20 protein-coding genes and 3 tRNA genes are annotated in these 22858 nt (G+C 68.7%); 12 read left to right on the top strand and 11 right to left on the bottom strand.

Features of this window, described 5'->3' with window-relative positions:
- Positions 1 to 141 precede the first annotated feature (141 nt).
- Positions 142 to 1584: an alkaline phosphatase family protein gene (locus LR393_RS06925; RefSeq protein ID WP_231482435.1), complete on the top strand. Its 1443-nt coding sequence runs from the start codon at positions 142 to 144 to the stop codon at positions 1582 to 1584.
- Positions 1585 to 1835: 251 nt separating this feature from the next.
- Here the strand turns inward: LR393_RS06925 and LR393_RS06920 are convergent, their stop codons facing one another.
- The 4 genes from LR393_RS06920 to LR393_RS06905 all read right to left on the bottom strand — a co-directional run bounded on the left by LR393_RS06920 (position 1836) and on the right by LR393_RS06905 (position 5421).
- Positions 1836 to 2087 (bottom strand): hypothetical protein, encoded by a 252-nt coding sequence (locus LR393_RS06920; protein ID WP_231482426.1) that lies wholly within the window; start codon positions 2085 to 2087, stop codon positions 1836 to 1838.
- A gap of 451 nt (positions 2088 to 2538) precedes the next feature.
- On the bottom strand, positions 2539 to 3915 hold the full coding sequence (locus tag LR393_RS06915) for an ABC1 kinase family protein (protein WP_231482423.1): 1377 nt from the start codon (positions 3913 to 3915) through the stop codon (positions 2539 to 2541).
- 2 nt (positions 3916 to 3917) lie between these two features.
- Complete coding sequence (locus LR393_RS06910; RefSeq protein ID WP_231482421.1) at positions 3918 to 5024, bottom strand: ThiF family adenylyltransferase; 1107 nt, start codon at positions 5022 to 5024, stop codon at positions 3918 to 3920.
- 241 nt (positions 5025 to 5265) lie between these two features.
- A complete protein-coding gene (locus LR393_RS06905) occupies positions 5266 to 5421 on the bottom strand; it encodes a DUF5679 domain-containing protein (RefSeq protein ID WP_231482420.1) in 156 nt (51 codons plus the stop codon).
- A 568-nt stretch (positions 5422 to 5989) separates the two neighbouring features.
- On the opposite strand from LR393_RS06905, the gene LR393_RS06900 reads away from it, so the two are divergent.
- Positions 5990 to 6634, top strand: coding sequence for a M48 family metallopeptidase (locus LR393_RS06900; protein WP_231482419.1), 645 nt, complete (start codon positions 5990 to 5992; stop codon positions 6632 to 6634).
- Here the strand turns inward: LR393_RS06900 and LR393_RS06895 are convergent.
- Positions 6609 to 7202: an NUDIX hydrolase gene (locus tag LR393_RS06895; protein ID WP_231482417.1), complete on the bottom strand. Its 594-nt coding sequence runs from the start codon at positions 7200 to 7202 to the stop codon at positions 6609 to 6611. The genes LR393_RS06900 and LR393_RS06895 overlap by 26 nt on opposite strands.
- A complete protein-coding gene (locus tag LR393_RS06890) occupies positions 7199 to 8770 on the bottom strand; it encodes a zinc-dependent metalloprotease (protein ID WP_231482414.1) in 1572 nt (523 codons plus the stop codon). The genes LR393_RS06895 and LR393_RS06890 overlap by 4 nt, the downstream gene beginning before the upstream one ends.
- 462 nt (positions 8771 to 9232) lie before the next feature.
- Between LR393_RS06890 and LR393_RS06885 the strand changes: the two genes are divergently transcribed.
- Together LR393_RS06885 and LR393_RS36245 are read left to right on the top strand one after the other, a co-directional pair.
- Positions 9233 to 10708 (top strand): NAD-dependent epimerase/dehydratase family protein, encoded by a 1476-nt coding sequence (locus LR393_RS06885; protein WP_231482411.1) that lies wholly within the window; start codon positions 9233 to 9235, stop codon positions 10706 to 10708.
- Entirely contained in the window at positions 10705 to 11817 is a 1113-nt protein-coding gene (locus LR393_RS36245) for a YlbL family protein (RefSeq protein WP_231482404.1), read from the top strand. Before LR393_RS06885 ends, LR393_RS36245 begins: the two co-directional genes overlap by 4 nt.
- A 60-nt stretch (positions 11818 to 11877) precedes the next feature.
- On the opposite strand, the gene LR393_RS06875 is transcribed toward LR393_RS36245, so the two are convergent.
- A complete protein-coding gene (locus LR393_RS06875; protein WP_269326811.1) occupies positions 11878 to 12438 on the bottom strand; it encodes a PPA1309 family protein in 561 nt (186 codons plus the stop codon).
- A 113-nt stretch (positions 12439 to 12551) separates the two neighbouring features.
- Here LR393_RS06875 and LR393_RS06870 point away from each other — a divergent pair, with 113 nt between their 5' ends.
- The 5 genes from LR393_RS06870 (at position 12552) to LR393_RS06850 (ending at position 17635) form a co-directional block, all read left to right on the top strand.
- Positions 12552 to 15587 (top strand): UPF0182 family membrane protein, encoded by a 3036-nt coding sequence (locus LR393_RS06870; protein ID WP_331282915.1) that lies wholly within the window; start codon positions 12552 to 12554, stop codon positions 15585 to 15587.
- A gap of 67 nt (positions 15588 to 15654) precedes the next feature.
- Positions 15655 to 15731: transfer RNA gene (locus LR393_RS06865), tRNA-Met, on the top strand.
- A 352-nt stretch (positions 15732 to 16083) separates the two neighbouring features.
- Positions 16084 to 17259, top strand: coding sequence for a GH12 family glycosyl hydrolase domain-containing protein (locus LR393_RS06860; protein ID WP_231482398.1), 1176 nt, complete (start codon positions 16084 to 16086; stop codon positions 17257 to 17259).
- A 101-nt stretch (positions 17260 to 17360) separates the two neighbouring features.
- Positions 17361 to 17434, top strand: a tRNA-Met gene (locus LR393_RS06855).
- Positions 17435 to 17561: 127 nt separating this feature from the next.
- A tRNA-Met gene (locus LR393_RS06850) sits at positions 17562 to 17635 on the top strand.
- A 287-nt stretch (positions 17636 to 17922) separates the two neighbouring features.
- On the opposite strand, the gene LR393_RS06845 is transcribed toward LR393_RS06850, so the two are convergent.
- Both LR393_RS06845 and LR393_RS06840 read right to left on the bottom strand, forming a co-directional pair.
- Positions 17923 to 18135 carry a DUF397 domain-containing protein gene (locus LR393_RS06845; protein WP_231482395.1) on the bottom strand — a complete coding sequence of 71 codons (213 nt, stop codon included), beginning with the start codon at positions 18133 to 18135 and terminating at the stop codon, positions 17923 to 17925.
- Positions 18132 to 19058 (bottom strand): helix-turn-helix domain-containing protein, encoded by a 927-nt coding sequence (locus tag LR393_RS06840; protein WP_231482392.1) that lies wholly within the window; start codon positions 19056 to 19058, stop codon positions 18132 to 18134. The genes LR393_RS06845 and LR393_RS06840 overlap by 4 nt, the downstream gene beginning before the upstream one ends.
- A 486-nt stretch (positions 19059 to 19544) precedes the next feature.
- Between LR393_RS06840 and LR393_RS06835 the strand changes: the two genes are divergently transcribed.
- The 3 genes from LR393_RS06835 to LR393_RS06825 all read left to right on the top strand — a co-directional run bounded on the left by LR393_RS06835 (position 19545) and on the right by LR393_RS06825 (position 20984).
- Entirely contained in the window at positions 19545 to 19904 is a 360-nt protein-coding gene (locus tag LR393_RS06835) for a hypothetical protein (protein ID WP_231482389.1), read from the top strand.
- Positions 19905 to 20013: 109 nt separating this feature from the next.
- Positions 20014 to 20277, top strand: a complete 264-nt coding sequence (locus LR393_RS06830; RefSeq protein WP_231482385.1) for a DUF397 domain-containing protein — start codon at positions 20014 to 20016, stop codon at positions 20275 to 20277.
- Between the two features lie 161 nt (positions 20278 to 20438).
- The gene (locus LR393_RS06825) at positions 20439 to 20984 is read left to right on the top strand and encodes a DUF6082 family protein (RefSeq protein ID WP_231482382.1); all 546 of its coding nucleotides are present in this window, start codon (positions 20439 to 20441) and stop codon (positions 20982 to 20984) included.
- Here the strand turns inward: LR393_RS06825 and LR393_RS06820 are convergent.
- Both LR393_RS06820 and LR393_RS06815 read right to left on the bottom strand, forming a co-directional pair.
- Complete coding sequence (locus tag LR393_RS06820) at positions 20942 to 21418, bottom strand: NUDIX domain-containing protein (protein WP_231482380.1); 477 nt, start codon at positions 21416 to 21418, stop codon at positions 20942 to 20944. The two genes, LR393_RS06825 and LR393_RS06820, sit on opposite strands and share 43 nt — an antisense overlap.
- Before the next feature lie 14 nt (positions 21419 to 21432).
- Positions 21433 to 22806 (bottom strand): hypothetical protein, encoded by a 1374-nt coding sequence (locus tag LR393_RS06815; RefSeq protein ID WP_231482378.1) that lies wholly within the window; start codon positions 22804 to 22806, stop codon positions 21433 to 21435.
- Positions 22807 to 22858 lie beyond the last annotated feature (52 nt).

The raw sequence follows: 22858 nt of genomic DNA, 5'->3' as shown, positions 1-22858 counted from the left end.
TCGCCGGAAATTTTCGCCACTGACCTGTATCAGTGAAGCAACGCCAGGACTCTTCACCACGTCTTGGACTTCGGACGGGGGCTGACCATCGGAGGGGGTGGTCAGCCCCCGTTCGGCGTTTGCCACCTAATCTCACCTGCCATGAGCGCACGTGAGATCGCCGAGGCCCTCACCCGGCCGCACCTGGCCCACATCGTCGACCTCGTGGCCTATCCGGAACCGGCCGGGACCGTCGTGGTGCACGGGCAGCGAGGTGTGGTGCGGTTGTTCACGGGGGAGCGGCACGAGGTGATCGCCGGGTCCGACCCGCTGGCCGTCACCGACCCGCTCGCCTTCCTGCCCTACGACCGGGAGCGCGCGAACCCCTCGCCGCCGAACGCGTCCAATGCCTATCCCGAACCGGCCCGGCGACTGCTGTCGTTCTTCGCCGACGCCGATCGCAGTCCGGATCTCGTCGTGATCCACACGCCCTCACACTTCTTCCCGGACGAGGGTGGGCACGCCGGTGAGCACGGTTCGCTCGACGTGATCCAGTCCCGGGCGCCGTTCCTGCTCTCCGGTGCGGGCATCCCGCCGGCCGGTCGGGTACCGGGGTACGCCCGGATGATCGACGTCGCCCCGACGCTGTTGCGTCTGGCCGGGGTCGATGATCCCGGAGCCCTCGAGGGTTTCGAGGGTCAGGCGGTCGAGATGATGGACGAGGTCCCCTCCCGTCGCGTAGTCGGTCTGCTCTGGGACGGCGCCCCGAGCTCGGAGCTACTTGCCCTGGCGGCCGAGGGCGAGCTGCCGGCCGTCGCCGAACTGCTGGCCGACGGCTCCGCCCTGACCGGTGGGGCCGTGGCCGAGTTCCCCAGTGTGACCTTGTGCAATCACACCACCGCGCTGACCGGCGTCGGCCCCGGGCGCCACGGCGTTCTCGGCAACGTCTTCTACGACCGGGCCCGGGGCGAGCGCATCAACGCGAACGACGAGAGCACCTGGCACCGCAGCGCCGAATGGTTGCGGCCCGGCGTGCGCACGGTGTTCGAGCGTCTCGCCCGGGCGCGGCCGGGCAGCCGCAGCGTGTGCGTGAACGAGGCGGTGGACCGCGGCGCGACCACGTCGACGATGCAGGTCGTCCGCGCCCTGGGCGATACGCCGGGCAGTTCCGTCACGGATTTCCTGCCCCCGGCCACCGGCAGCCCGCATCTGGACGACCGCTACTTCGCCTGGGCCACCCGGGTCGACGAGGCCGGGCTCGCGCAGGTGCTGCGGGAGTGGGCCGATCCGGCGACGGCCCCGTACCTGACCTGGTGGTCGACCGTCGTCACGGATGCCGGGCATCACGCCGGAGGGCCGCGCTCACCGATCGCGCGCAACAGCCTGCGCGATGCGGACCGGCGGCTGGGCATTTTTCTGGCTCACCTGGACGCCATCGGACTGCGGCAGCAGGTGACTTTCCTGCTCACCGCGGACCACGGCTTCGAGGCGGCGGACCCGGGCGTGACCGGGTCGTGGAGACCGGCCCTGGCCGACGTCTGTGGGCGACTGGGCGTCACCTACCGCGACGAGGGGCCAGGCTTCGTCTACCTGAACGTGGAATGAACCGCGTTCGGGAATGATCGTCCGGCCGGTGCTCCGGATAAGGCCTGGTAAATGGTGTGACGGGCGCTCAGGAAATGTACGTCAGGCAATCATCTACGGGGGGTCCGAGATATTCGCCGTCGACCGGGTCACGCCTGTGGCGTGGTGGGTCACAGGTGATGCCGGTACCGCTCCCGACCGGGTGAGGGGAGCGGCCTGAGCTACCGGCGGTGCGGGGGTACGTGTGGTCTACGGGTGTGGGTCAGGGCTGGTCAGCGTCGGCTGCGGCGTACGTCCTGGCCGGCTTCGATCTCCAGAATCCGCTCCCGGGCACAGGTTTCGCAGTCCCAGAGAGCAACGCCGTTGATCACCGACCAGGCTCCGACGACGCGGTACAGGGCTTGCGGAGCCGGCGCGAGGCAGGTTCGGCAGTGGGTGTGGGTGCCGGACTGCGAGGGAATCGCAGCCAGACCGGCAGGTTGGGATTCGGCGATCCGGGTCTCTGAACGCAGTGAGCCATTCATGGGTTCAGGGTACGCATTTCGCGTAACGCGCGGATGACGGTTCGCTGTCCCGGCGGATATCTGCACGACATCTGGATGTATCCGTGGGCCGTGCGGGGGATGCTGATTAATCTCAGAATACGGGATAGGCGTCTCGAAAACTGGAGGGTCGGTTAACCCGTGGAACCGCGTTCTCCCCAGCCGTTCGCAACGCTCCGTGATGTCTCCCGGAAGGCCGACGGCGCTGGTAGCAGGGAGTGCGAGGTCGGCCGGTGGGTGGCCGGAGAGATCCCGGTACGGCTGGGCCGGGGTTCACGCACGGTCAGGTGCGGCGGGCTCGGGCCCGGGGTGTGGCGTGCGGGGGCAAGAGTTAACAGACACCCGCCAGTACTTCGACGGATGCCCGGCGTGGCCGGTTGCGAAAGGACGATGTGGTGCGCATCACTGCAGTGCCCGTGCGTACCCGTACGGCTCAGTCGCGCGCGACCTCGTTGTCATCGAGGTCGCCGTCGAGCTCGTCATCGAGCTCGTAGGCCCCGGCGTCGAACTCCGGCAGCCACTGCTCGAGCACCTCGGGCACCGGCACGTCGCCGTCGATCTGGCAGAGCACCGCGATGCCGCCCAGCCAGACCCGGTGGATCAGCAGGTACTCGGGCGGCAGGTTGAGCTTGAGGCCCATCGTCCAGTCCGGCCGCCGGACATCGTTGATATAGGTGAAGAGCGAGCGCATCCAGGCCCGCTCGAAGCGCCAGCGGGAGTGCCGGATCGGCTCGAGGAACGGGGCCAGGTAGGTCAGCAGGGCGTCGCCGTCGATCGTGATGGACGACTTGATGAAGCCGAGCTCACGCAGGCCCGCGACCACCGCCTCCGACTCACCGGCCATGGCCAGGGTGAGCAGGCGCCCCATCTCCGGCGGCATGCCCTGGGGCAGGCGCTTGACCGCGCCGAAGTCGAGCACCCCGAAACGACCGTCGTCGAGCAGGCGGTAGTTGCCCGGGTGCGGGTCGGCGTGCAGCAGCCCGGCGCGGGCCGGGCCGGCCAGCAGGAACTCCAGGTAGCGGCGGGCGCCCAGGTCGCGTTCCTCGCGGGTGCCGGAGGAGATCAGCTTCGACAACGGCACACCCTCGAGCCACTCGCTGACGATCACGTGCTCGCTGCTGGCCAGGACCTCGGGGATCGCGAACACCGGGTCGCCCCGGAATGCCTTCGCGAACTTCGCCTGGGTCCTGGCCTCGAGCGTGTAGTCGAGCTCCTCGACCATGCGGGCCTTGAGCTCGTCCAGGATCGGCTTCACATCGAGGCCCGGGATCCAGCCGCCCGCGATCCGGCCCACCCGCGTCACCTGATTGAGGTCGGAGATCAGGGCCGCCCCCGCCCCCGGATACTGGATCTTCACCGCGCAGGGCCGGCCGTCGCGCCAGACGGCCTTGTGCACCTGACCGATGCTCGCCGCCGCCGCGGGCTGGTCGTCGAAGCTCTGGAACTTGCTGGTGCGCCAGCGCGGGCCCAGCTGCTCGGCCAGCACCTGGTGCACCGTGGCGGCCGGCAGCGGGGGAGCGGAATCCTGCAGCCGGGTCAGGGTCGCTCGGTAGGGCCCGGCGACCTCCTCGGGCAGCGCGGCCTCGAAGACGCTCAGGGCCTGGCCGAACTTCATCGCCCCGCCCTTGAGCTCGCCCAGCACGCGGAACATCTGCTCCGCGGTGCGGGCCTGCATCTCGGCCGCGACCAGTTCGGCCGGCTTCCCACCGAGACGCTTACCCAGTCCCAGAGCGGTACGCCCGGCAGCGGTCAACGGCAGGGACGCCAGCTTCGCCGTCCGGGTGACCGCGCGACGCGGCAGATCTGTCACTGTCACATTCTCCCTTCTCGTGCGGTAGCGCGCGCGTCCGCATCGTCCGCGGTTCCGGGCCAGGAGCAACCGCAACCGGGATGCACCGGCCAGGGACGGCGCGCGACCAGGCCGTCGGGCAGCTCCACCTCGAGCGTGGCGCCGACGGCGGCGGGCTCGGCCAGACCGTCCAGGTGGGCCAGGACCTGCAGACTCGCCAGCCCGGCGGCCAGGGCCGAGCTCGCCGACTCCTGCGGTGTCTCACCCTGGTTGCGCAGCTGGCCGGCCAGGGCGGACCAGGCCGGGTCGCGATCTCTCCGGTGCAGGTCCAGGCAGCGCAGGCAGGGACTGGCGCCCGGAAGTACCAGGGGACCGACCACGACGCCGTCCTCACCCACCACCACCGAGAGATGGGAGACGTCTGCACTCATCAGGGCGTCGGCGCGGGTGGCGTCGGCGGTGCCGTGGTCGACGAGGACGACCAGATCGGGTTCGGGGCGCCGGGCGGACGGTCGCGTGCCTGGGTTGCCCGGCTGCGGGGAGTGCCCGCCGGCGCGCCGCACCAGGTCCTGGCCGACTGCGATCCGCGGGCGGCCGAGGTCGGGCAGACCGGCTCCGGCCGGGGCCAGATCGGCGGCGGTGACCCGGCCCGGGTCCTGCACCACGACGGTGCCGACCCCGGCCGCGGCCAGGGTGGCGGCGATCGAGCTGCCCAGCCGCCCCGCGCCGCGCACGACCACGCGGCGGTCGGCCCGGCCGGCGAGGAGTTGCCAGCCGTCGCCGCAGTGCGGGTGCACCACGGACCAGACGGCCGCATCGGGAGCCAGCCGCGCACCGGCCCGCCCCAGGCGGGCCGGACCGGGGAGACCGGGCCCGGACGACGCGGACGACACCAGGACCCCGCAGTCGCGCAGGAGTCCGATCAGGGCGCCGCCCCGCTCGGGATCGCCGTACGAGGACAGCGATCCGGGCACCGAGGTGTCGATACCGTGCTGAAGAGCCTCGACCAGGGGAATGTCCTGCAGGGTGAGGCCGGTGATCACGGTGCCCCGTCGCCGGGAGAGCCCGATCTGCAACGTGGCCGGATCCCGCCAGGCCCGCCGGAACCCCGGCTTGAGACGAATGCGCACGATTTTCCCCTCGACCTGTGAAGGGTGTCAGGAAGGACGACGTCGTGCGCGGGGCCGTCCACAGGACGACCCGGGGTTGTGGATAACTAGGGTGAAAATGCCTGGGTGGCGGCCAGGGCTCGTCACCGTGCCCTGGCCCGCGCCACCGCCGCACCTGCGGCCCGCCGACGTCTGTCGTCACTGGGCCGGCCCACGGAGCCGAGGGATCCTCCCGGACCCCACGACTGCCCGAAGGTGCTGGTCAGGCCTTGCCGAGGATGCGGTTCAGGTTCGTCCCGCACACCGGGCACACGCCCTTGGCCATGCGACGGCCGTTGGTCTCGACGACCTTGCCCTCGGCCTGACGCTTCTCCTTGCACTTCACGCAGTAGAACTCGCCGCTGTAGGTGTCCGACATGTTCGCTCCTGTTACGGGTTGTGAATTGGTCTGGACGCATCGACCGCTCGTAACGAGGCGATGCCCTGACTGGGCGTAACGCCTTCCGCGGCGACTCCCCGGCCCGGTCGGAAGGTCACATTAGCCCAGCACGCAGGTCGTGCCTGCTTAGACGGCTATTCGGCGCGCCGGGAGACTGCCCGTGTGAGGCAAGATGTCGGTTTTGTAACGCCCTGTCCGGGTACTCGTAGTAAGAACCGCCACATGAAAAAGGGACCCCGGGCCGATCACCGTGCGCCTTCCCCAGCGCGCGAAGATCGTTACCCGGAGCCCTCGTGGATCACGCTATGAGGTACTCGCCGTGCAGTCAATCGTTCATGCACCCCCGGACTGCATCGAAGGTGCCCCGGTGCCCTCGCGCCTGTGGATAACTCTGTGGGATTAGGGGCCGGACCTGTGGATAGGGCGGCTATGTCGGGATTTGGAAGTCTTCTGGACCGTTCACCGCCGGACATTTCCAGTTGCGGTTCTGCGATCACACTGCGTTTGATCACTGATTCTCAGGGCATTCGCCGGGTACGGTGCGGAGGTGGCCAATAGCACGCCGGAACCGTCGGACGACCCGCGGGTCGAGGTGCGCCGGAGCGGACGGCGCCGCAGCACGGTCACGGCCTACCGCGAGGGGGGCCGGACCGTGGTGCTCATACCGGCACGTTTCACCCGGAGCCAGGAGCAGGAGTGGGTGCAGCGCATGCTGGACCGGCTCTCCGCCCAGGAGCGCCGCCGGCGCCCGGGCGACGAGGAGCTGCTGACCCGGGCCCTCACCCTCAACGAGCGGCATCTACGAGGGCTGGCCACCCCGGCCAGCGTCACCTGGGTGCAGAACCAGAACACCCGATGGGGTTCGTGCACCCCCGCCGACCGCTCGATCCGGCTGAGCACCCGGCTGCTGGGCATGCCCTCGTGGGTGCTCGACTACGTGCTGCTGCACGAGCTCGCCCATCTGATCCAGCCGGGTCACGGGCCGGACTTCTGGTCGCTGCTCGACACCTATCCCCGCACCGAGCGGGCCCGCGGCTTCCTCGAGGGATTCTCCGCGGCCCGCGACCTGCCGGTGGACGACGACCCGCCCGGTTCCACGTCCGACGGCGAGACCCCGGCCGACCGGGCCGAGCACGGTGACACCGAGACCGAGGAAGAGGTCGAGGTCAGCGAGACGTCCCGGGTGTCCTGAGCGTGGTGGCCAGCACCTGACCGGCCCGGTGCACGAGCTCCGGGACGCCGGAGGCCAGGTTGTCGGGCAGCTCGCCGACCGGCCACCACTTCACCTGCGGTGACTCGTCGCTCGGCGTCGGCTCGACCACCGGCGTGACCATCAGGTACTGCAGATCGAGGTGCCAGTCCACCACGCCGGGGGCGCACGGGGCGCCGTGCCGGGACAGCAGTACCGGTGCACCGAGCACCCGGCCCGTCAGCCCGGTCTCCTCGACCACCTCGCGGGCCGCGGCCTGGGCGCCACTGGTGTCGTCCGGCTCGAAATGGCCCCCGGGCTGCACCCATTTCCGCATCTTGTGGTGGAACACCAGGCAGGTCTGGGAGCCGTCCTCGTTCAGCACCGCCGCCGAGGCGGTCAGGTGGGCCGGGGCCTGCGTGCGGCGCAGCAGGCCGTCGCCCGTGCTCGCGAGCAGGGCCAGCCACGCCGTCTGCTCGAAGCGCTCGTCCGGGCCGTCCGGCCGGGCGTCGCGCAGGGCGGCGCCGACGTCGTCGAGAAGTACGGTGCCGCCCCGGGGCGTGTCGGTCACTGGTCCTCGTCGTCCTCGGTCTTGTCGTCCTTGGACCGGCCCGGGGCGCTGCCGTCCTCGCCGGGGGCGTCCCCGAGACCGCCGTCCAGCAGTTTCGCCAGTTCCGCGTCCATGTCGTCGTCAGCCTTGTCGACCTGGGCGAAGCCCATCGGGTCGGCGAACGCGGCCTCGCCCGGGGCGATGTCGGGGTGCTCCCAGAGCGCGTCCCGGCCGGTGGACCCGCGGGCGGCGGTCAGGGCCGACCACACCGCCGCGGCCTCGCGCAGACGGCGGGGCCGCAGCTCCAGACCGACCAGGGAGGCGAACGTGTGCTCGGCCGGGCCACCGGCGGCACGGCGCCGGCGGATGGTCTCCTGAAGGGCGGACGCGTGCGGCAGGGAGGTGCGGGCGGCCTCGTCGACCACGGTGTCCACCCAGCCCTCGACCAGGGCCAGCGCCATCTCCAGCCGGTCGAGCGCGGCCTGCTGGGCCGGGGTGCGCTCGGGCTCGAAGATGTCGGACGCCAGCGCCGCCTGCATGGCCTGCGGGTCGGTCGGGTCGATCTCGCGGATCGCCGACTCGATGCGGTCGGTGTCGATGACGATGCCGCGCGCGTACTCCTCGACCAGCGACAGCAGGTGCGCCCGCAGCCACGGCACCCCCGCCACCAGCCGGGCGTGGGCGGCCTCGCGCAGGGCCAGGTACAGCCGGACCTCGTCCTCCTCCAGACCCAGGCCGCTGCCGAACTCGGTCAGGTTGGAGGGGATCAGCGCGACCCGGCCGGCGGGCAGCAGCGGCAGGCCGACGTCACCACCGCCGATCACCTCCCGCGACAGACCACCCAGGGCCTGGCCGAGCTGGGCGCCGAAGAACGTGCCACCCATCTTGCGCATCATCGGCAGGGCGTTGCCGAGCAGACCGCGCATCTCTTCCGGCGACTGCTCGGTGAGGGCCTTGGCCATTGCCTCGCCCACGCTGTCGGCCACCGGCTCGACGATGATCTTCCAGACGCCGAGCGTGTTCTCGATCCACTCCGCGCGGCTCCAGGCCTCGGTGCGCGCAGTCGCGGCGGGCAGGTCGCAGACCCGGTCGAGCCACAGGTCGGCCGTGCGCAGGGCCTCGGCGACCTTGCGCTGCTGGGCCTCGCCCACGCTCGGGTCGCCGCCCTCGGCCGCGGCCTGACGGGCCACGCTGGTGGCGAGCTCCCAGTTCACCGGGCCGTCGCCGCCGGTGCTCATCATCTGCTGCACCTGGCTGAGCATGGCCTGCAGCGCCTGCGGGTCCTGCGGCATACCGGGCAGGTTCATCATGCCGGGCGGGAGATTGCCGAGCACGTCCGGCGGGAGCTGGGCCCCGCCCCCCATGAAGGCGGAGAAGAGCCCGGCCAGCGGGTCTTCCGGCTCTTTCTTCGGGGCGCTGTCCCGGCCGCCGGTGGGCAGGTCGGAGCCGAAGCCGATGCGGGGGCCGGTGCCCCGGCGGGGCTCACCGCCGGTGGGTACGTCCGGCGTGTTCGAGCCCGGCTCGCCGCTCTCGTCGTCGCGGGGGCCGTCGGACTCAGCGTCCTGGCCGTCCCGGTTTCCCTCGCTCATGTTCTGTGTCTCCCTCGCTGGCTGTCGGCTGCCGCCGTCGCCCGGAGCCGGATGGCCCCGTCCTACCGAAGATCGTTCCAGGCCGTTGAGGTCCTGGGCACCAGGGTCGCACCGATCCGGCGAACCGACCCAGCCGACCGCGCCGACACCGCCGTCCACGACCTCGTCAGCAGTCCCAACGACCGGGCCGACCCGATCGAGCCCCGGACCGCATCCGCCCACGGCGAACGCCCCCAACCTCGCCAAGCCCCTCCCAAACCCTCCGTGATCATGCAAAACCTCCCCAGAGTTCTAGAACTGTAAGCGTCAAAGTTCTAGAACTCCGGGGAGGTTTTGCATGATCACGGAGGAAAGGGGCGGTTCTCGAGGTGCTGCGCCTGACAACGTCGTCCATCCGTACTCGTGCTGTTGCCCCGGTGCCCCGGGGTGCCAGGAATCGGCTGGTGATGATGGGATTCCCCCGTGACCCCGACACGCCGCCCCCGTCTCCTGCCCGGATCAGGTGGTCAGCCGGTTCCAGGGGTGATCGCCGTCACGGGCGCCGCCGGTCCCGCCGGCCGGGCGCTGGTGCGCGCCCTGCTGGCCCGGATGAGTGAAACCAGCGGCTCCGGGCCGGCGCCGCTGCGGGTGATCGCGATCGACTCGGCCGAGCGGATCGAGCGGCTGGTCCTGCCTGCCCCGGTGAAGCACCCCGAGCCCACCCCGGAACTCGCTCCCGAGCCCGGCCTGGAGTACTCCGCCGAGGAGATCGACCCGGACCCGCCCGTCACCGCCGACCCCGGCAGCGACGGGGCACCGACCGACGAAGGTGCCACCTCGTCCTCAATTCCCGACACCACCAGCACCGCCGAAGAGCGGCCCCGCCGCCGCTCCTACCTCCCCGCCGGGCTCTCCGCCCGCCTCGAGCCGAAGCCGAAAGACCCGAAACCCAAGCCTTCCGTCCCGGAACTGGGCATCGTCCCCGGCACCGACACCGGGGTGGACTGGCGCCCGGCCGACATCTCCTCGCCCGACGTGGTCACCGCCCTGGACTCCGCCGACGTCGTGATCCACCTGGCCACCGCCGACGACCTGGCCGAGTCGGTCACCGGCAGTGCCTCGGACCGAAGGCTGCGGGCCGTCCGCGCGGCGCAGGCCGTGAGCATGGCCGCGGCCGCGGTCGGAGCGCGCCGACTGGTCGCGGTCACCAGTGCGATGGTGCTCGGTGCCCGCCCCGACAACCCGGTGCCCCTGGCCGACGACGCGACCTGCCGTGCCGAGCCCGACGAGGGACAGGTGGGCGACCTGCTGGAGGTCGAGCGGGTGCTCGAGCGCATCCCCCGGGTGCACCCGGGCCTGGCCTTCACCCTGCTGCGCCCCGCGGCCCTGGTCGGCCCGGGCGTGGACACGGCCGTCACCCGGCACTTCGAGGCGCCCCGCCTGCTGGTGCTGCGCGGCACCGGTACGCAGTGGCAGTTCTGTCACGTCGACGACCTGTCCGCGGCGATCTGGACGGCGATCACCCGAGGGCTGGACGGTTCGCTGACCGTGGGCGCGGCCGGGTCGCTGGACGAGTCCCAGGTCGAGACGATCAGTGGGATGCGGCGCCTGGAGGTGCCCGCCGGTCTGGCCTTCAGCACCGCCGAGCGGCTGAACCGGGTCGGGGTGCTGAACACCCCGGCCAGTGAGCTGGCCTACGTCGTGCACCCCTGGGTGATCGGCTCGGCCGGACTGCTCGCCGCGGGGTGGGAGGCGCAGCAGGACAACGAGTCCTGCCTGAAGGGGCTGCTCGACGACCAGCGTCGCCGCCGGGCCACACCGAGCGGTCGAAGGGTCGGCGGGCGCGATGCCGCGATGGGTGCGGCCGGGGCGGCCGTGGCGTTGCTGGGAACCGCCGCGATCGTGCGGCAGGCCAGGTCGCGTCAGTCCAAACGCCGCCGCTCTACCCTTGAGCCGTGACCGACCAGCCCGGAGCCCAGCCCGAACACCACGACGACTGGGTTCCGCCCCGGTCGGGCCTGATCGACCCGCGCACCGCGGTGATGCTCATCGCCTGCCTGTTCGCGGTGGTGCTGTCCGCCGTGGTGGTGCTGCTGCCGGTGAAGTACGCGATCCTCAAGCCCGGTCCGGTGCTGAACACCCTGGGCAAGGTCGACGACAAGCCGCTGATCTCGATCTCCGGCCACCAGACCTACGAGACCTCCGGCACGCTCGACCTGACCACGGTCTCGGTGCTCGGCGGTCCGGACCGGAAGGTCACCCTGATCCAGGTCATCGACGGCTGGCTGCGGCGCAGCAGCGCGGTGGTGCCGCAGGAGCAGGTGTTCACGCCGGGGGAGACCCAGGAGCAGTCGGACGCCGAGAACCAGGCCGAGATGACATCGTCACAGGAGAGCGCGACCGCCGCGGCCCTGTGGGCGCTGGGCATCGACGTGCCGACCACGCTGACCGTGGCGGGCACCGACCCGTCCGCGCCGGCGGCCGACGCGCTGAAGAAGGACGACGTGATCCTCGGCCTGAACGGGAAGACCGTCGGTGACCTGGCCGAGCTGCGCACCCGGCTGGCGGTCACGAACCCGGGCGACGACGTGACGGTGAAGGTCCGCCGCGACGGCCGGGCCCGCACGGTCACCACGCAGACCGTCCAGGCCGAAGACGGTGACACGGTGCTCGGCATCTACATCACGCCGGACTTCGACTTCCCGTTCGACGTGAAGATCCAGATCGAGGACATCGGCGGCCCGAGCGCCGGCACGATGTTCGCGCTGGGCATCATCGACAAGCTCACGCCGGGCGACCTCACCAACGGCAAGGACATCGCCGGCACCGGCACGATGGACGCCGACGGCACGGTCGGCCCGATCGGTGGCATCCGGCAGAAGCTGGTCGGAGCCCGTGAGGCCGGCGCCGAGTACTTCCTGGCCCCGGCGGACAACTGCAACGAGGTGGTCGGGCACGTGCCCGACGGCCTGCAGGTGGTCAAGGTCAAGACGCTCGACCAGGCGCGCACCGACGTCGAGAAGATCGCCGCCGGCAACGCGTCCGGGCTGGCCGGGTGCGGTTCCTGAATTAATCGCGGTTCCTGAATCAATTGAGGACGAGGCACCGCACCGGCGGTGTCGGTCCCGTCAGTCGAGGGTCGCGGCCACCCCTTCGACCAGACCGGGGGCGAGGTCACGGCCGACCGCCACGTTGTCGTCGGCGTCGTGGTCGCGGGCCCGCACGGCGCAGCAGTACTCGCCCGAGCGCAGCACCGCGGCGCCCAGCCGCACGTCACGGCGGTCGGGGTGCTGCTCGATCCAGGCGGCGGCCGACTCCTCGTCGTCCGGGATCTGCTCCTCCACCTCGGGCGGCAGCACCGTGCGCTCCACCACCACGGCGCAGCCGTCCACCGACTCCGGCCAGGCGATCTGGTGCAGGAGTTCTTCCAGGTTCTGGGCCTGCGGCAGGCCCTCCTGCTCGACGGCGGTCAGGTGGTCGGGGTCTTCCTGCGACGCGTTGATCACCTCGGTCGGCAGCCGGGAGCCCAGGGAGGGGTCTCGCTGGAGCGCGGCCGCGGTCTTGACCAGGGCGAACACCCGCACCGGGGCGTCCCAGCCGGCGGTGGCGACGTGACGTTCCAGCTCCACGATCACGCGGCGGACGGAGAGCGAGCGGGGGTCGGCGAGTTCTTCTGTCACGGCCCGCATCCTTCCACCCGAAAGATCTTCGGGCTTCCCCAACTGCCGGACCCGGGATTCACAGCGCCACATCAGCTGCGTCAGGTAGGGAACCGGGCGGATGGTGGGTAAGTTCTCCATGCGTGACCTACGAGCGCGACCCCCGAGGCCCACGGCCGGTCCTGAACAAACGCAGGCGCGGAGCTCTGGCACCTACGCTGATCACTCTCGGCGTGCTCATCGTGCTGGGTCTGATCGCGTCCCAGATGTGGACGGAGGTGCTCTGGTACCAGTCGGTCGGATTCGCGAAGGTGTATCGGACCGAGCTGATCACCAAGATCGTCCTGTTCGTGCTGGGCGCCGCCGTGATGGGCGCGGCCGTGGCGGCCTCGCTGATCATCGGCTACCGCAGCCGCCCGATCTACGCCCCGATCTCCACCGAGCAGGTGGGGCTGGACCGCTACCGCGAGAGCATCGAGCCGCTGCGCCGCCTGGTCGGCATCGCCGTGCCGATCGTGCTCGGCCTGTTCGCCGGATCGGCGGCCAGCCAGCAGTGGCAGACCGTTCAGCTGTGGCTGCACCGGGTGCCGTTCGGCCAGAAAGACCCGCAGTTCAAGATGGACATCGGGTTCTTCGTGTTCACGCTGCCGTGGCTGCAGTTCCTGGTCAGCTTCCTGACCGCCGCGGTGTTCCTGGCCGCGATCGCTGCACTAGTGACGCACTATCTCTACGGCGGCCTGCGGGTCCAGGGCGGTGGGCAGCGCCTCACCTCGGCCGCCCGTATCCACCTGTTCGTGCTGGCCGGCTCGTTCCTGGTGCTGCGCGGCCTGGACTACTGGCTCGCCCGGTACGCGCTCTCCACCAAAGACTCGCGGCTCATCACCGGTCTCACCTACACCGATGCCAACGCCGGGCTGACCTCGCGCGGCGTGCTGGCCGGGATCGCGGTGATCATCGCGATCCTGTTCATCGTGGCGGCCTTCGTCGACCGCTGGCGGATGATCCCGCTCTACGGCACCGCGCTGCTCGTGGTCTCCGCGATCGTCATCGGCGGCATCTACCCGGCCGCCGTGCAGCGGTTCCAGGTGCAGCCGAGCGCGCAGGAGCTGGAGCGCACCTACATCCAGAAGAACATCAAGGCGACAAGGGACGCGTACGGTCTGGAGAACATCAAGACCGAGACCTACAACGCGCAGTCCGAGGCCGACGAGAAGGATCTGCGCGACAGCGCGGAGAGCATCCCGGGCATCCGCCTGCAAGACCCCTCGCTGGTCAGCCCCACGTTCTCGCAGCTTCAGCAGATCAAGCAGTACTACTCGTTCGCGGACACCCTCGACGTGGACAAGTACGACATCGACGGGGAGACCCGCGACGCCGTGGTGGCCGCCCGCGAGCTGAACATCGACGCGGCCCCCAGCGAGCAGCGCAACTGGGTCAACGACCACATCGTCTACACCCACGGCTACGGCATGGTCGCGGCCTACGGCAACGAGCGTTCCGCGGACGGCCGCCCGGTGTTCATGGAGTCGAGCATCCCCAGCACCGGGGAGCTCGGTGAGTACGAGCCCCGCATCTACTTCGGCGAGAACTCCCCGGACTACTCGATCGTGGGCGCACCCGAGGGGGCCAGCCCGCAGGAACTCGACATCCCCGACGACAAGGCCACCAGCGGCCAGCAGAACTACACCTACACGGGCGACGGTGGCGTCAAGGTCGGCTCGACCCTGCGCCAGCTGCTCTACTCGATCAAGTTCCAGGACCAGAACATCCTGCTGTCGAAGCAGGTGAACTCCGATTCGCAGATCCTCTACGACCGCACGCCGCGCGAGCGGGTCGAGAAGGTCGCGCCGTTCCTCACCCTCGACGGCGACCCGTACCCGGCCGTGGTGAACGGCCGGATCACCTGGATCATCGACGCGTACACCACCACCTCGCAGTACCCGTACTCCCGCACCCAGACGCTGGAAGACGCGACGTCCGACTCGATCACCAAGACCACCACGGCAGTCAGCGCCCTGGACAACACCCGGGTCAACTACATCCGTAACTCGGTGAAGGCCACGGTCGACGCCTACGACGGCTCGGTGAAGCTCTACACCTGGGACAACGACGACCCGATCCTCAAGGCCTGGACCAAGGTCTTCCCCAACACGGTCGAGCCGATGAGCGACATCAGCGCCGACCTGATGTCGCACCTGCGCTACCCGGAAGACCTCTTCAAGGTCCAGCGCGAGCTGCTGCAGCAGTACCACGTGACCGATGCGAACGCGTTCTACTCGCAGCAGGACTTCTGGACGGTGCCGGACGACCCGACGAAGACCACGGCCAACGCCCTGCAGCCGCCGTACTACCTGACCCTGCAGATGCCGGGCACGGACACCACGAACTTCTCGCTGACGTCCACCTTCATCCCGGCCGGCCGGACCCGCAGCGTGCTCACCGGCTTCCTGGCGGTGGACGCGGACGCGGGCAGTGATCCGGGCAAACCCCGGTCCGACTACGGGCAGATGAGACTGCTGCAACTGCCCAAGGACACGGTGATATCCGGCCCGGGCCAGGTGCAGAACTCGTTCAACTCCGACCCGGACGTCTCCTACCTGCTCAACCAGCTGCAACGTGGCAACGACAGTTCGGTGCAGCGAGGCAACCTGCTCACGCTGCCCCTGGCCGGTGGTCTGCTCTATGTACAGCCGGTCTACGTGCGGGGCAGCGGCAACACCTCGTACCCGCTGCTGCAGAAGGTGCTCGTCTCGTTCGGTGACGAGATCGGGTTCGCCGACGACCTGAACGGCGCGCTCGACCAGGTCTTCGGGGAGGCCAGTACCGGCGACACCGGAGACACCGGAGGATCCGGTGGCGACTCCGGCGGTACCGGTGACACGGCGGTGGCCAACGCCCAGCAGCGCCTGAACAGCGCTCTGGAGGCTGCCCAGAAGGCGTTCACCGACGGGCGCACGGCTCTGCAGAACAATGACTTCGCCGCCTACGGCGAGGCGCAGAAGACCCTGGAGAGCGCACTGGAACGGGCGACGGAGGCGGAGGCCGCGCTGAAGGCCGCGCAGACGGCCGCCGATGCGACGCCGGCGCCCAGCGCGTCGCCCAGCGCGAGTGCGAGTGCGAGTCCCAGCGTCAGTACGAGCCCCAGCGCGAAGGCGGCCGCCAGTCCGACGTCGAACTGAACGCAACGCCTCGCGGCGGTGTCGATTTGCTGTCTGTCCTGAGGACGGCCTATGGTTGAGACATCGCCGCGGGGTGGAGCAGCTCGGTAGCTCGCTGGGCTCATAACCCAGAGGTCGCAGGTTCAAATCCTGTCCCCGCTACCAAAGATATTGAGGCCCGGTCTTCTCACTGAGAAGACCGGGCCTCAATCGTTTGTCTCCGGGATTGAGGACGCCGATGTGCGAGTCGGTTTCAGGCCTCATCGGAGTGGGTCGCGCGGGTCCCGTGTGGGGTGCGTAGGGAGCCGGACCCCAGGGGGAACGCTCGTCCCCTTGCTCTCCTCGATATCTCCAGCCTCGGCAAAAGGGCCCGTTGCCAGGCACCTTCGCTAAATCGATCCTAAATCCAAGTCGCTGGGCAACTTTCGGCCGGTGGCCGACAACTGGACAGGCGTAACCGTCCGATCGTGGCTTTCGACGCCGCGTGCCCTGACACCGGAAAGAGAAGACACCCTTCATGAAGGCTCGTATCGCGTTGGCCGCCGCCGCTGTGGCCGCCGCCGTCGTCGGGGGCGGCATCATGCTGTCCGGCCCGGCCTCGGCCGTCGAGACAACCCTCTGCGACCAGTACGCCTCCACCAAGGTGCAGGGCGGTGAGTACATCGTCCAGAACAACCGCTGGGGAACCGGTGCCGCCCAGTGCATCGACGTCAGCGACGACGGGTTCACCATCACCCAGCAGGACGGTGTGAACTCCGGCGGGGCCCCGACGGCTTACCCCTCGCTGGTCTGGGGCTGTCACTACAACAACTGCACCAACAACTTCTCGCCGATCAAGGCCAGCTCCACCGAGTTCATCGGGCTCGGCTCCAAGGCCTCGCTGAAGTACGTCTCCGGCGGCGTCTGGAACGCCTCGTACGACATCTGGTTCGACCCGACCGCGCGCAAGGACGGCCAGAACACCGGCGCCGAGCTGATGGTCTGGGCCAACCACTCCGGTGGCGCCTCGCCGGTCGGTTCCAAGGTCGGCACGGTCACCACCGCCGGCGGCACGTGGGACGTCTGGTACGGCAACACCGGCTGGAACGTGATCTCGTACGTGCGCACCTCGGCGGCCTCGTCCGTCGACTTCAAGGTGACGGACTTCTACAACGACGCCGTGCAGCGGGGTTACGCGCAGAGCTCCTGGTACCTCACCAGCATCCAGGCCGGCTTCGAGCCGTGGAGTGGTGGAAAGGGCCTCGGGATTTCCGGTTTCGCGGTCACCAAGGGCACCAGCGGCTCGACCCCGGTCGTGACGACCGCAGCGCCGACCGTCCCGGCGGCGACGCCGACGGCCACCACCACGACGCCTCCCACCACGACCGCTCCCAGCACCGGTACGGGCACGGGTTCGGCCACCTGCACCGCGACCTACAAGGTCTCCCAGTCCTGGGGCTCGGGCTTCATCGGTGAGGTCACGGTGAAGAACACCGGCGCCACCACCTCGAAGAACTGGAAGGTCTCCTGGACCTGGCCCGCGAGCCAGAAGGTCGTCTCCAGCTGGAACGCCACCTCCGCCCAGTCGGGCACCAAGGCCACCGCCACCAGCCTGAACTACAACGGTGCGGTCGCCTCCAACGGCACCACCCAGTTCGGGATGCAGGTGGACGGTGCGTCCACCACCCCGAAGCTGAGCTGCAGCGCCGCCTGACCCCCAGCGGCGATCGGGCCCGGTCCTCAGGCGAGGACCGGGCCCGTCCGGGTCAGCGGATTCGCGTTCCCGGACGGGGTGTGACACTCTTAAACTACCGACGCGGGGTGGAGCAGCTCGGTAGCTCGCTGGGCTCATAACCCAGAGGTCGCAGGTTCAAATCCTGTCCCCGCTACAAGCGCAGTGAACGAAGCCCGGCCCTTGATCCTGAGGGTCGGGCTTCACTCGTTCCTGGCGGAGCGGTTCTGGTGGAGCAACCGATTCGCGTTCTCGGCCCGGGTGTGACAGTCTTGAGTTACCGACGCGGGGTGGAGCAGCTCGGTAGCTCGCTGGGCTCATAACCCAGAGGTCGCAGGTTCAAATCCTGTCCCCGCTACTGTGAAAGTGCAGATCACTGGCCTGGTCCCTCATGAGAGGGACCAGGCCAGTGATCGTTTGCTAGCAATTTGCTGGCAGGACGAATACGTCACTGCGAACTAGGACGGGTCCGGGCGGCTGTTGAGCGGACTACTGCCGGGTGAGGGCGCGGCTCCGCAAGCGGCAGCAGGGGAACGACGAGGCTGGCCCCGATGGCCGGGGCTTCATACGCACAGAGGACGCCCCGGCTACCTCACTCGGTTGGCCGGGGCGTCTGGACGTTATAGGAGTCTCCCGATGCCGGAACTACCGGGTCAGGTGGCTGAACTCGCCTGCTCCGATGCCGGCCTCGAACGCAGCCCACTCCGCGAAGGTGTAAGACTGCACGCCAGCGGCACGGTTCTTGGTGTCGCGGACCTCGATCCGGTCGCCGTTGCGGCGGACCTCCACACAGTTCTGGTCGCCGCTAAAGGACGATTTCTGCCACTGGGTGGTGTCGGTGGTGTTGGACTCGCTCATTCCAGGAACTCCTTGATCGGAACTGCTTGCTCGAACATCGCTGTCGTACGTGTGATCGTGCGCCCGACGACGCCCGGGGTGGAACTGTATTTTCCGCCGGAGTGGCCCTCCTCGTAGATCACTGGTGTCAGACCGGTGTCTTCGGGGAAGGTCAGAATTGTGACTTCTCCCCACAGGGTGAGAAGACCGCCGGAATCGTAGGGCAGGATGCGGATGTCCGCTCCCCGCTCGACCAGGTACAGCAGATGCCGGATCTGCTCGTCCATAATGGCGGGGATGCCGCCGAAGCGATACAGCGCCTCCTCTCCGAGCGCGACCTCGACCACGGCCCGGCCGATGTGCTGATCCTGCCGGTCGAACCGCAGGCCGACGACCTTATCCAGCCGTTCTGGGCTCATCCCGGGCACGCTCGCGGCCAACTCGGCGTAGCCGCGGGCCTGGAGCAGGCCGGGGATGACGTGGGAGGCGATTCGGATGCCGACGGCCAGGCCCTCGGAGCCTAGATAGGTCGACCATTGCGAGTCGTCCGCGAGCAGCGGGCTTTCTCCGTCGGCCCAGTTTACGGCGCGAGCCTGACGTGCCCATTTCTTCATCTGCGCAGTTTGGGAGAGGGGGACCTGAAACAGCTCGCACAGGGCGATGACGTCGGCGAGCTTGTAGGGGTGGTCGAAGTTCTCCAGTTCCGACCACTTGGATCGGGAGCCATACCCCAGGGCAGCAAGGTCTTCGTGGCGCTGGCCGCGCTGTAGCCGGTAGCGCTTGAGGGATACAGCCAGCAGATATCCGGGCAGGTTGACCCCGGAGCCCCTCTTCGTGGCCGTCGCCTTCGTAGCGGTTCTGATAGAGGCTTCCTTGGATTCGGTCTTCCTCGTTGTAGCTGGCCGCGCGACCTGTCTCTTTTGTGGTGACTTCGCCCCCGTCATGTCGCCAGTGTAGGCAGCAGTGCGCAGTGTCGCCCCAGTCATGTCGGGTTTCCTGCGTCCAGAAAGGCGACGTAGCGCCGCGACGCAGAGTGTCGTCATAGTGGTTGTAGGTCGACGGTGCGAGGTTACTGGGGAGGAACCAGCAATGTGCCAAGACTGTTCGCCTGCAACGCTTTCCCTGTGCCCTGACAGCTTCAGCGCCATCTGCGAACCGCCAGCCTCCACCTCGGGTCCTTTCCCTGCTGGGCGCTGAAGCGCGCTCGTCGCTCAGCGCGTCGCTGGGCGATGCCGGTCCGAGATAGCACCTCACAGACTGCTCAGGGTCTGCCGTTCCGCTTCTCGGTGTCACAGGACGCCGGGACGGCGGAGTCTCGCTGCTGCGCGCAGACGCTGAGCGCTAGACGGCGGCGGGAGTCCGGGTGAACCCCGGGCATCCCGCTGCCCTCCAACCGTACGTGAACCGTGACGCCTTGAGGGGGGCTCAACGTGCCATTGAAGACCCCCGAACCACGACCGACCCCTGACCAGGCGAAACGGTTCCTGGTGGAGCGCCGGGGTCCGGCGGTGCTGGTCCTGCCGGTTGAAGACGGACGTTACCTCGTGCAGATCAGCCGCGCCGGCCTGTCTGAAGGCATCGACCCGATCAGGATCGCCAGGCTCATTCCCCAGGCCACCGACGTGGCCTGGGCATCGTCGCCCCAGGCCGATGTGACCTTCTACATCACCTTTAAGGAGCCCTGCGAATCCACGTCGCGAGTTGCTGCCGCGACGCGTCTTCCCTCCGTTGCGCCGCGTCGGCCCGAAGGCCCGTCTCGCCGGATCCAGCACCGGCTTCGCGGGCAGTGAGGAGCCGGTGCCCGTTCCTCAGGTCAGGGCGAGCACCGGCCCCGCCGAGAACACTCACAGTCTCCCGCCAAGCGCCACGGGGGCGCTGGCGGGCCGAAAGGAGCAGAACGTGAAGGGATTCCGAACATGGTTGCGATCCTCGGTCGCCGACCCTGAGGTCCCCTCGGGTGTCGAGGTCAGGCACGCGAGCAAATACGTGTTCGTGCGCAGTGCGCGCAACATCGATGGGGAAGAGCTGATGTTCACCCCGAAAGAGTGGGAAGAATTCCTGCACGGCGCGGCCCTGGGCGAGTTCAACCGACCCGCCGGTCCGCCGGTCGAGCCCGCGGACGACGTGATCGATGCCGTCTCCGCCTGGACGTCGGCCCTCTAGACCCGGGCGCACCCCGGGAAACAGCGCCGGGACGGGTGACAGTCACCCGCCGACACCCTCCACCCGTCCCGGCGCCTCACCTCCGCCTCTCTGGTACGAGCCATCAGACGGCAGGCAGGAGGCCAAAAACCTCAAAGATTTTCTACGAAAGTGAGTTTCGCATGAAGTACTGTTCCGCAGTTGTCGCTGGTAGTGCCGCTGTGGCGGCAGCCTCGGCGGTGTGGGCGGCTGTCTCGGCAGCATCGGTAGCCAACTCCGCCGCGCTCAAGATCACGACCGACCTCCAGCATGCGGCCCGGGACATCCACCTGCGCCTGGTCGAGAAGGGGATCGATGACCCTGACCTGCGCGAGACGGTTTTCCCGGGCCACAGCGGCGCGCACCTGTATCTGAACGGCTGGGTGATGTACCACGACATGATGGTCCGCACGGGCGTGGAGTCATGGTCGCGGCTGGAGGACAACCTCACGCGCCTGTTCGCGACGGAGGCTGGCCAGGATTACTGCCAGCAGGCGCTGGAGCGCTTCCAGCACCCCAAACACGATGAACACAGCCAGCGCTTTGCGCAGGTCCTTCAAGAAGCGGCCGCGGCCGGCGCTTCAGGCCGCCGCCAAGACCGCCATTCAGCACAGCCCGGCGCCCGCGTAGCTGAATCAGTTGTCAGTCAGAAGCCCTCGGTGAATACGGAGACGTTCCTGTCTACATAGTTGCCGAGGGCCGCCCGGGTGGTGGAGACGAAGTCGGTGGGGATGTTGGTTGTTGGATGCCAGCTGACCTGCTTGTGCTTATGCGGCTCCGCATTGATGGGCTCACCGGTCCAGCACGTGGTCACGAAGACGACGGTCAAGAATCCATTGGGTGCCTCGACGCCCCAGGCTCCATGGATGATGCCAGCAACCTGCAAGTCTTCCGCTTTGACCATCAAGCCGGTTTCTTCATGCAGTTCACGGGCTGCCGTTGTCGTAATGGCCTCGCCCTTTTCGGCCTTGCCGACCGGCAGATCCCAGTGCAGGGGGGCGAACTTGGCCCCAGCGGCTCGTTGCAGCAGTAGTACCTGTTCTTTGTCCTGGTCGTGGACGATGACCGCGGCGACCAGGAGCGTGTGTGAGTCGATGGCCGCCGGCAGTGCGGTGTCCGTCATGGGGATGATCCTAATCAAGATGCGAGGTCGTGGACCCGCTGAGCGAGCCCAGCTGCGCCCGGAACCCGCCTGCGGCGGTAGATGCTGAGCGTGCTGCGGATTGACTCGAAGGCCGATCGGCTGCGCCCGGAGTCCAGGCCTTCGGCCAGGTCAACTGCCTGATTCCAGGCGTTGATGGCTTCGTCGGCGTGGGCCTGGGCGGCGAGGCTGTCGCCGAGATCCATGTGCGTCAGAAGGTGCACACGCGGGTACATTCGCAGGTCCCAGGAGGCGAAGGCTGCTCGGTGACGATGCGCCGCACCGGCGTGATCTCCGATCTCGGTGAGAGTCCTGGCGGTGTGCGAGTCCACAGCGGCCTGGGGCGGCCCCATCAGCCGCGAGTAGCTTGGCTGGGGCTCGGCAGGACGACGGAGGGCGTCCTCGGCAGCCAGGAGGGCGCGGGCTGCCAAGGTGCGTTCTTGTAGTGCGGCGTGGGCTCTGGCCTGCGTGATGTGCAGGAGAGCCTCGGTGGAGCCGTCAAGGCTGCCTCGGGCCTGCTGGAGAGCCTTCTGGAGAATGACAAGTCCGTGCTGGGGATGGTTCAGGCTCAGGGCCTGGTGGGCGATGGCGCGCATCATCCAGGCAGCGTGTGCTTGTGGATCAGCTTCCATGGCGAGCTGGTAGCCAAGGAGGTAGTACTGCTGGGCCGCGCCTTCGTGCCCAAGGTCATGGTGTTTCCAGCCCAGCAGCCAGGCCAGCTCGGAGGCTGCGGCGAATGCCTCGCAGCGGACCTTCTCGGTGGCGAAGCGACCGCTCAGCATCGGGGCCGCAGTATCGGCGAGATAGGTCGCGACGGTGGACAATCCATGCCCTCCGCCGAGAATCTCGTCTGCGGATGCGAAGGCCTGGGTGACGGTTCGCACGACGCTCACGTCCTGGCTGCCAATGCGTGCGCATCCGGAACTTGCCCGCAGGAGGCGTGAGACGGGCTCTGGATCGTAGGTCAGCGGTACCTGTGCTGCGGTGACCGTGTAGACGGCTGCGGCCAGGACACCCGGACGTTCCAGATCCATACGGGACAGCACTGCCGCGCTCTGCCCAGGATGCTGAACCGGTAGGAGAAGTTGTGCAACGTCTCGAAAGCCAAGCCGTCGCGGCGAAATCGTTCGCCCGGCGCGGCGTGAGAGGGCCTCAACGATGTAAAGGATGGTCCGGTCCTCGGGTTCGGTACCTGCGATCCAGTGAGCCACAGCGGACTTGTTGGTGCGCAACACTTCACCATTCTCGGCCGCGACATTGGAGACGGCGCGGGCGAGGGAATCGTAGGTCATATCCAGCTCGCGCAGGTACTGGCGCAGGAGCTGGTTCTGGGAACGCTGAGCTGGCGTGGTGCCCACGAAGAACTCCATCGGTTTAAACCGGATAAACGCCCTACCGCGCTTTCAACTCTAGCTCCCCGGG

The organism is Kineosporia mesophila, assembly GCF_021129235.1.
GTDB classification, from domain to species: domain Bacteria; phylum Actinomycetota; class Actinomycetes; order Actinomycetales; family Kineosporiaceae; genus Kineosporia; species Kineosporia mesophila.
This window is presented reverse-complemented; position numbering and strand designations above follow the sequence as displayed.

Bases quoted from the DNA above. Each gene is read 5' to 3' on its own strand.
- LR393_RS06845 (WP_231482395.1), bottom strand. From the start codon at position 18,135: ATGAGCGAGTCCAACACCACCGACACCACCCAGTGGCAGAAATCGTCC.
- LR393_RS06890 (WP_231482414.1), bottom strand. From the start codon at position 8,770: ATGAGCGAGGGAAACCGGGACGGCCAGGACGCTGAGTCCGACGGCCCC.
- LR393_RS06905 (WP_231482420.1), bottom strand. From the start codon at position 5,421: ATGTCGGACACCTACAGCGGCGAGTTCTACTGCGTGAAGTGCAAGGAG.
- LR393_RS06840 (WP_231482392.1), bottom strand. From the start codon at position 19,058: ATGACGGGGGCGAAGTCACCACAAAAGAGACAGGTCGCGCGGCCAGCT.
- LR393_RS06820 (WP_231482380.1), bottom strand. From the start codon at position 21,418: ATGACGGACACCGCACTGCCGGCGGCCATCGACTCACACACGCTCCTG.
- LR393_RS06825 (WP_231482382.1), top strand. From the start codon at position 20,439: ATGAAGTACTGTTCCGCAGTTGTCGCTGGTAGTGCCGCTGTGGCGGCA.
- LR393_RS06860 (WP_231482398.1), top strand. From the start codon at position 16,084: ATGAAGGCTCGTATCGCGTTGGCCGCCGCCGCTGTGGCCGCCGCCGTC.
- LR393_RS06875 (WP_269326811.1), bottom strand. From the start codon at position 12,438: ATGCGGGCCGTGACAGAAGAACTCGCCGACCCCCGCTCGCTCTCCGTC.
- LR393_RS06925 (WP_231482435.1), top strand. From the start codon at position 142: ATGAGCGCACGTGAGATCGCCGAGGCCCTCACCCGGCCGCACCTGGCC.
- LR393_RS06815 (WP_231482378.1), bottom strand. From the start codon at position 22,806: ATGGAGTTCTTCGTGGGCACCACGCCAGCTCAGCGTTCCCAGAACCAG.
- LR393_RS06920 (WP_231482426.1), bottom strand. From the start codon at position 2,087: ATGAATGGCTCACTGCGTTCAGAGACCCGGATCGCCGAATCCCAACCT.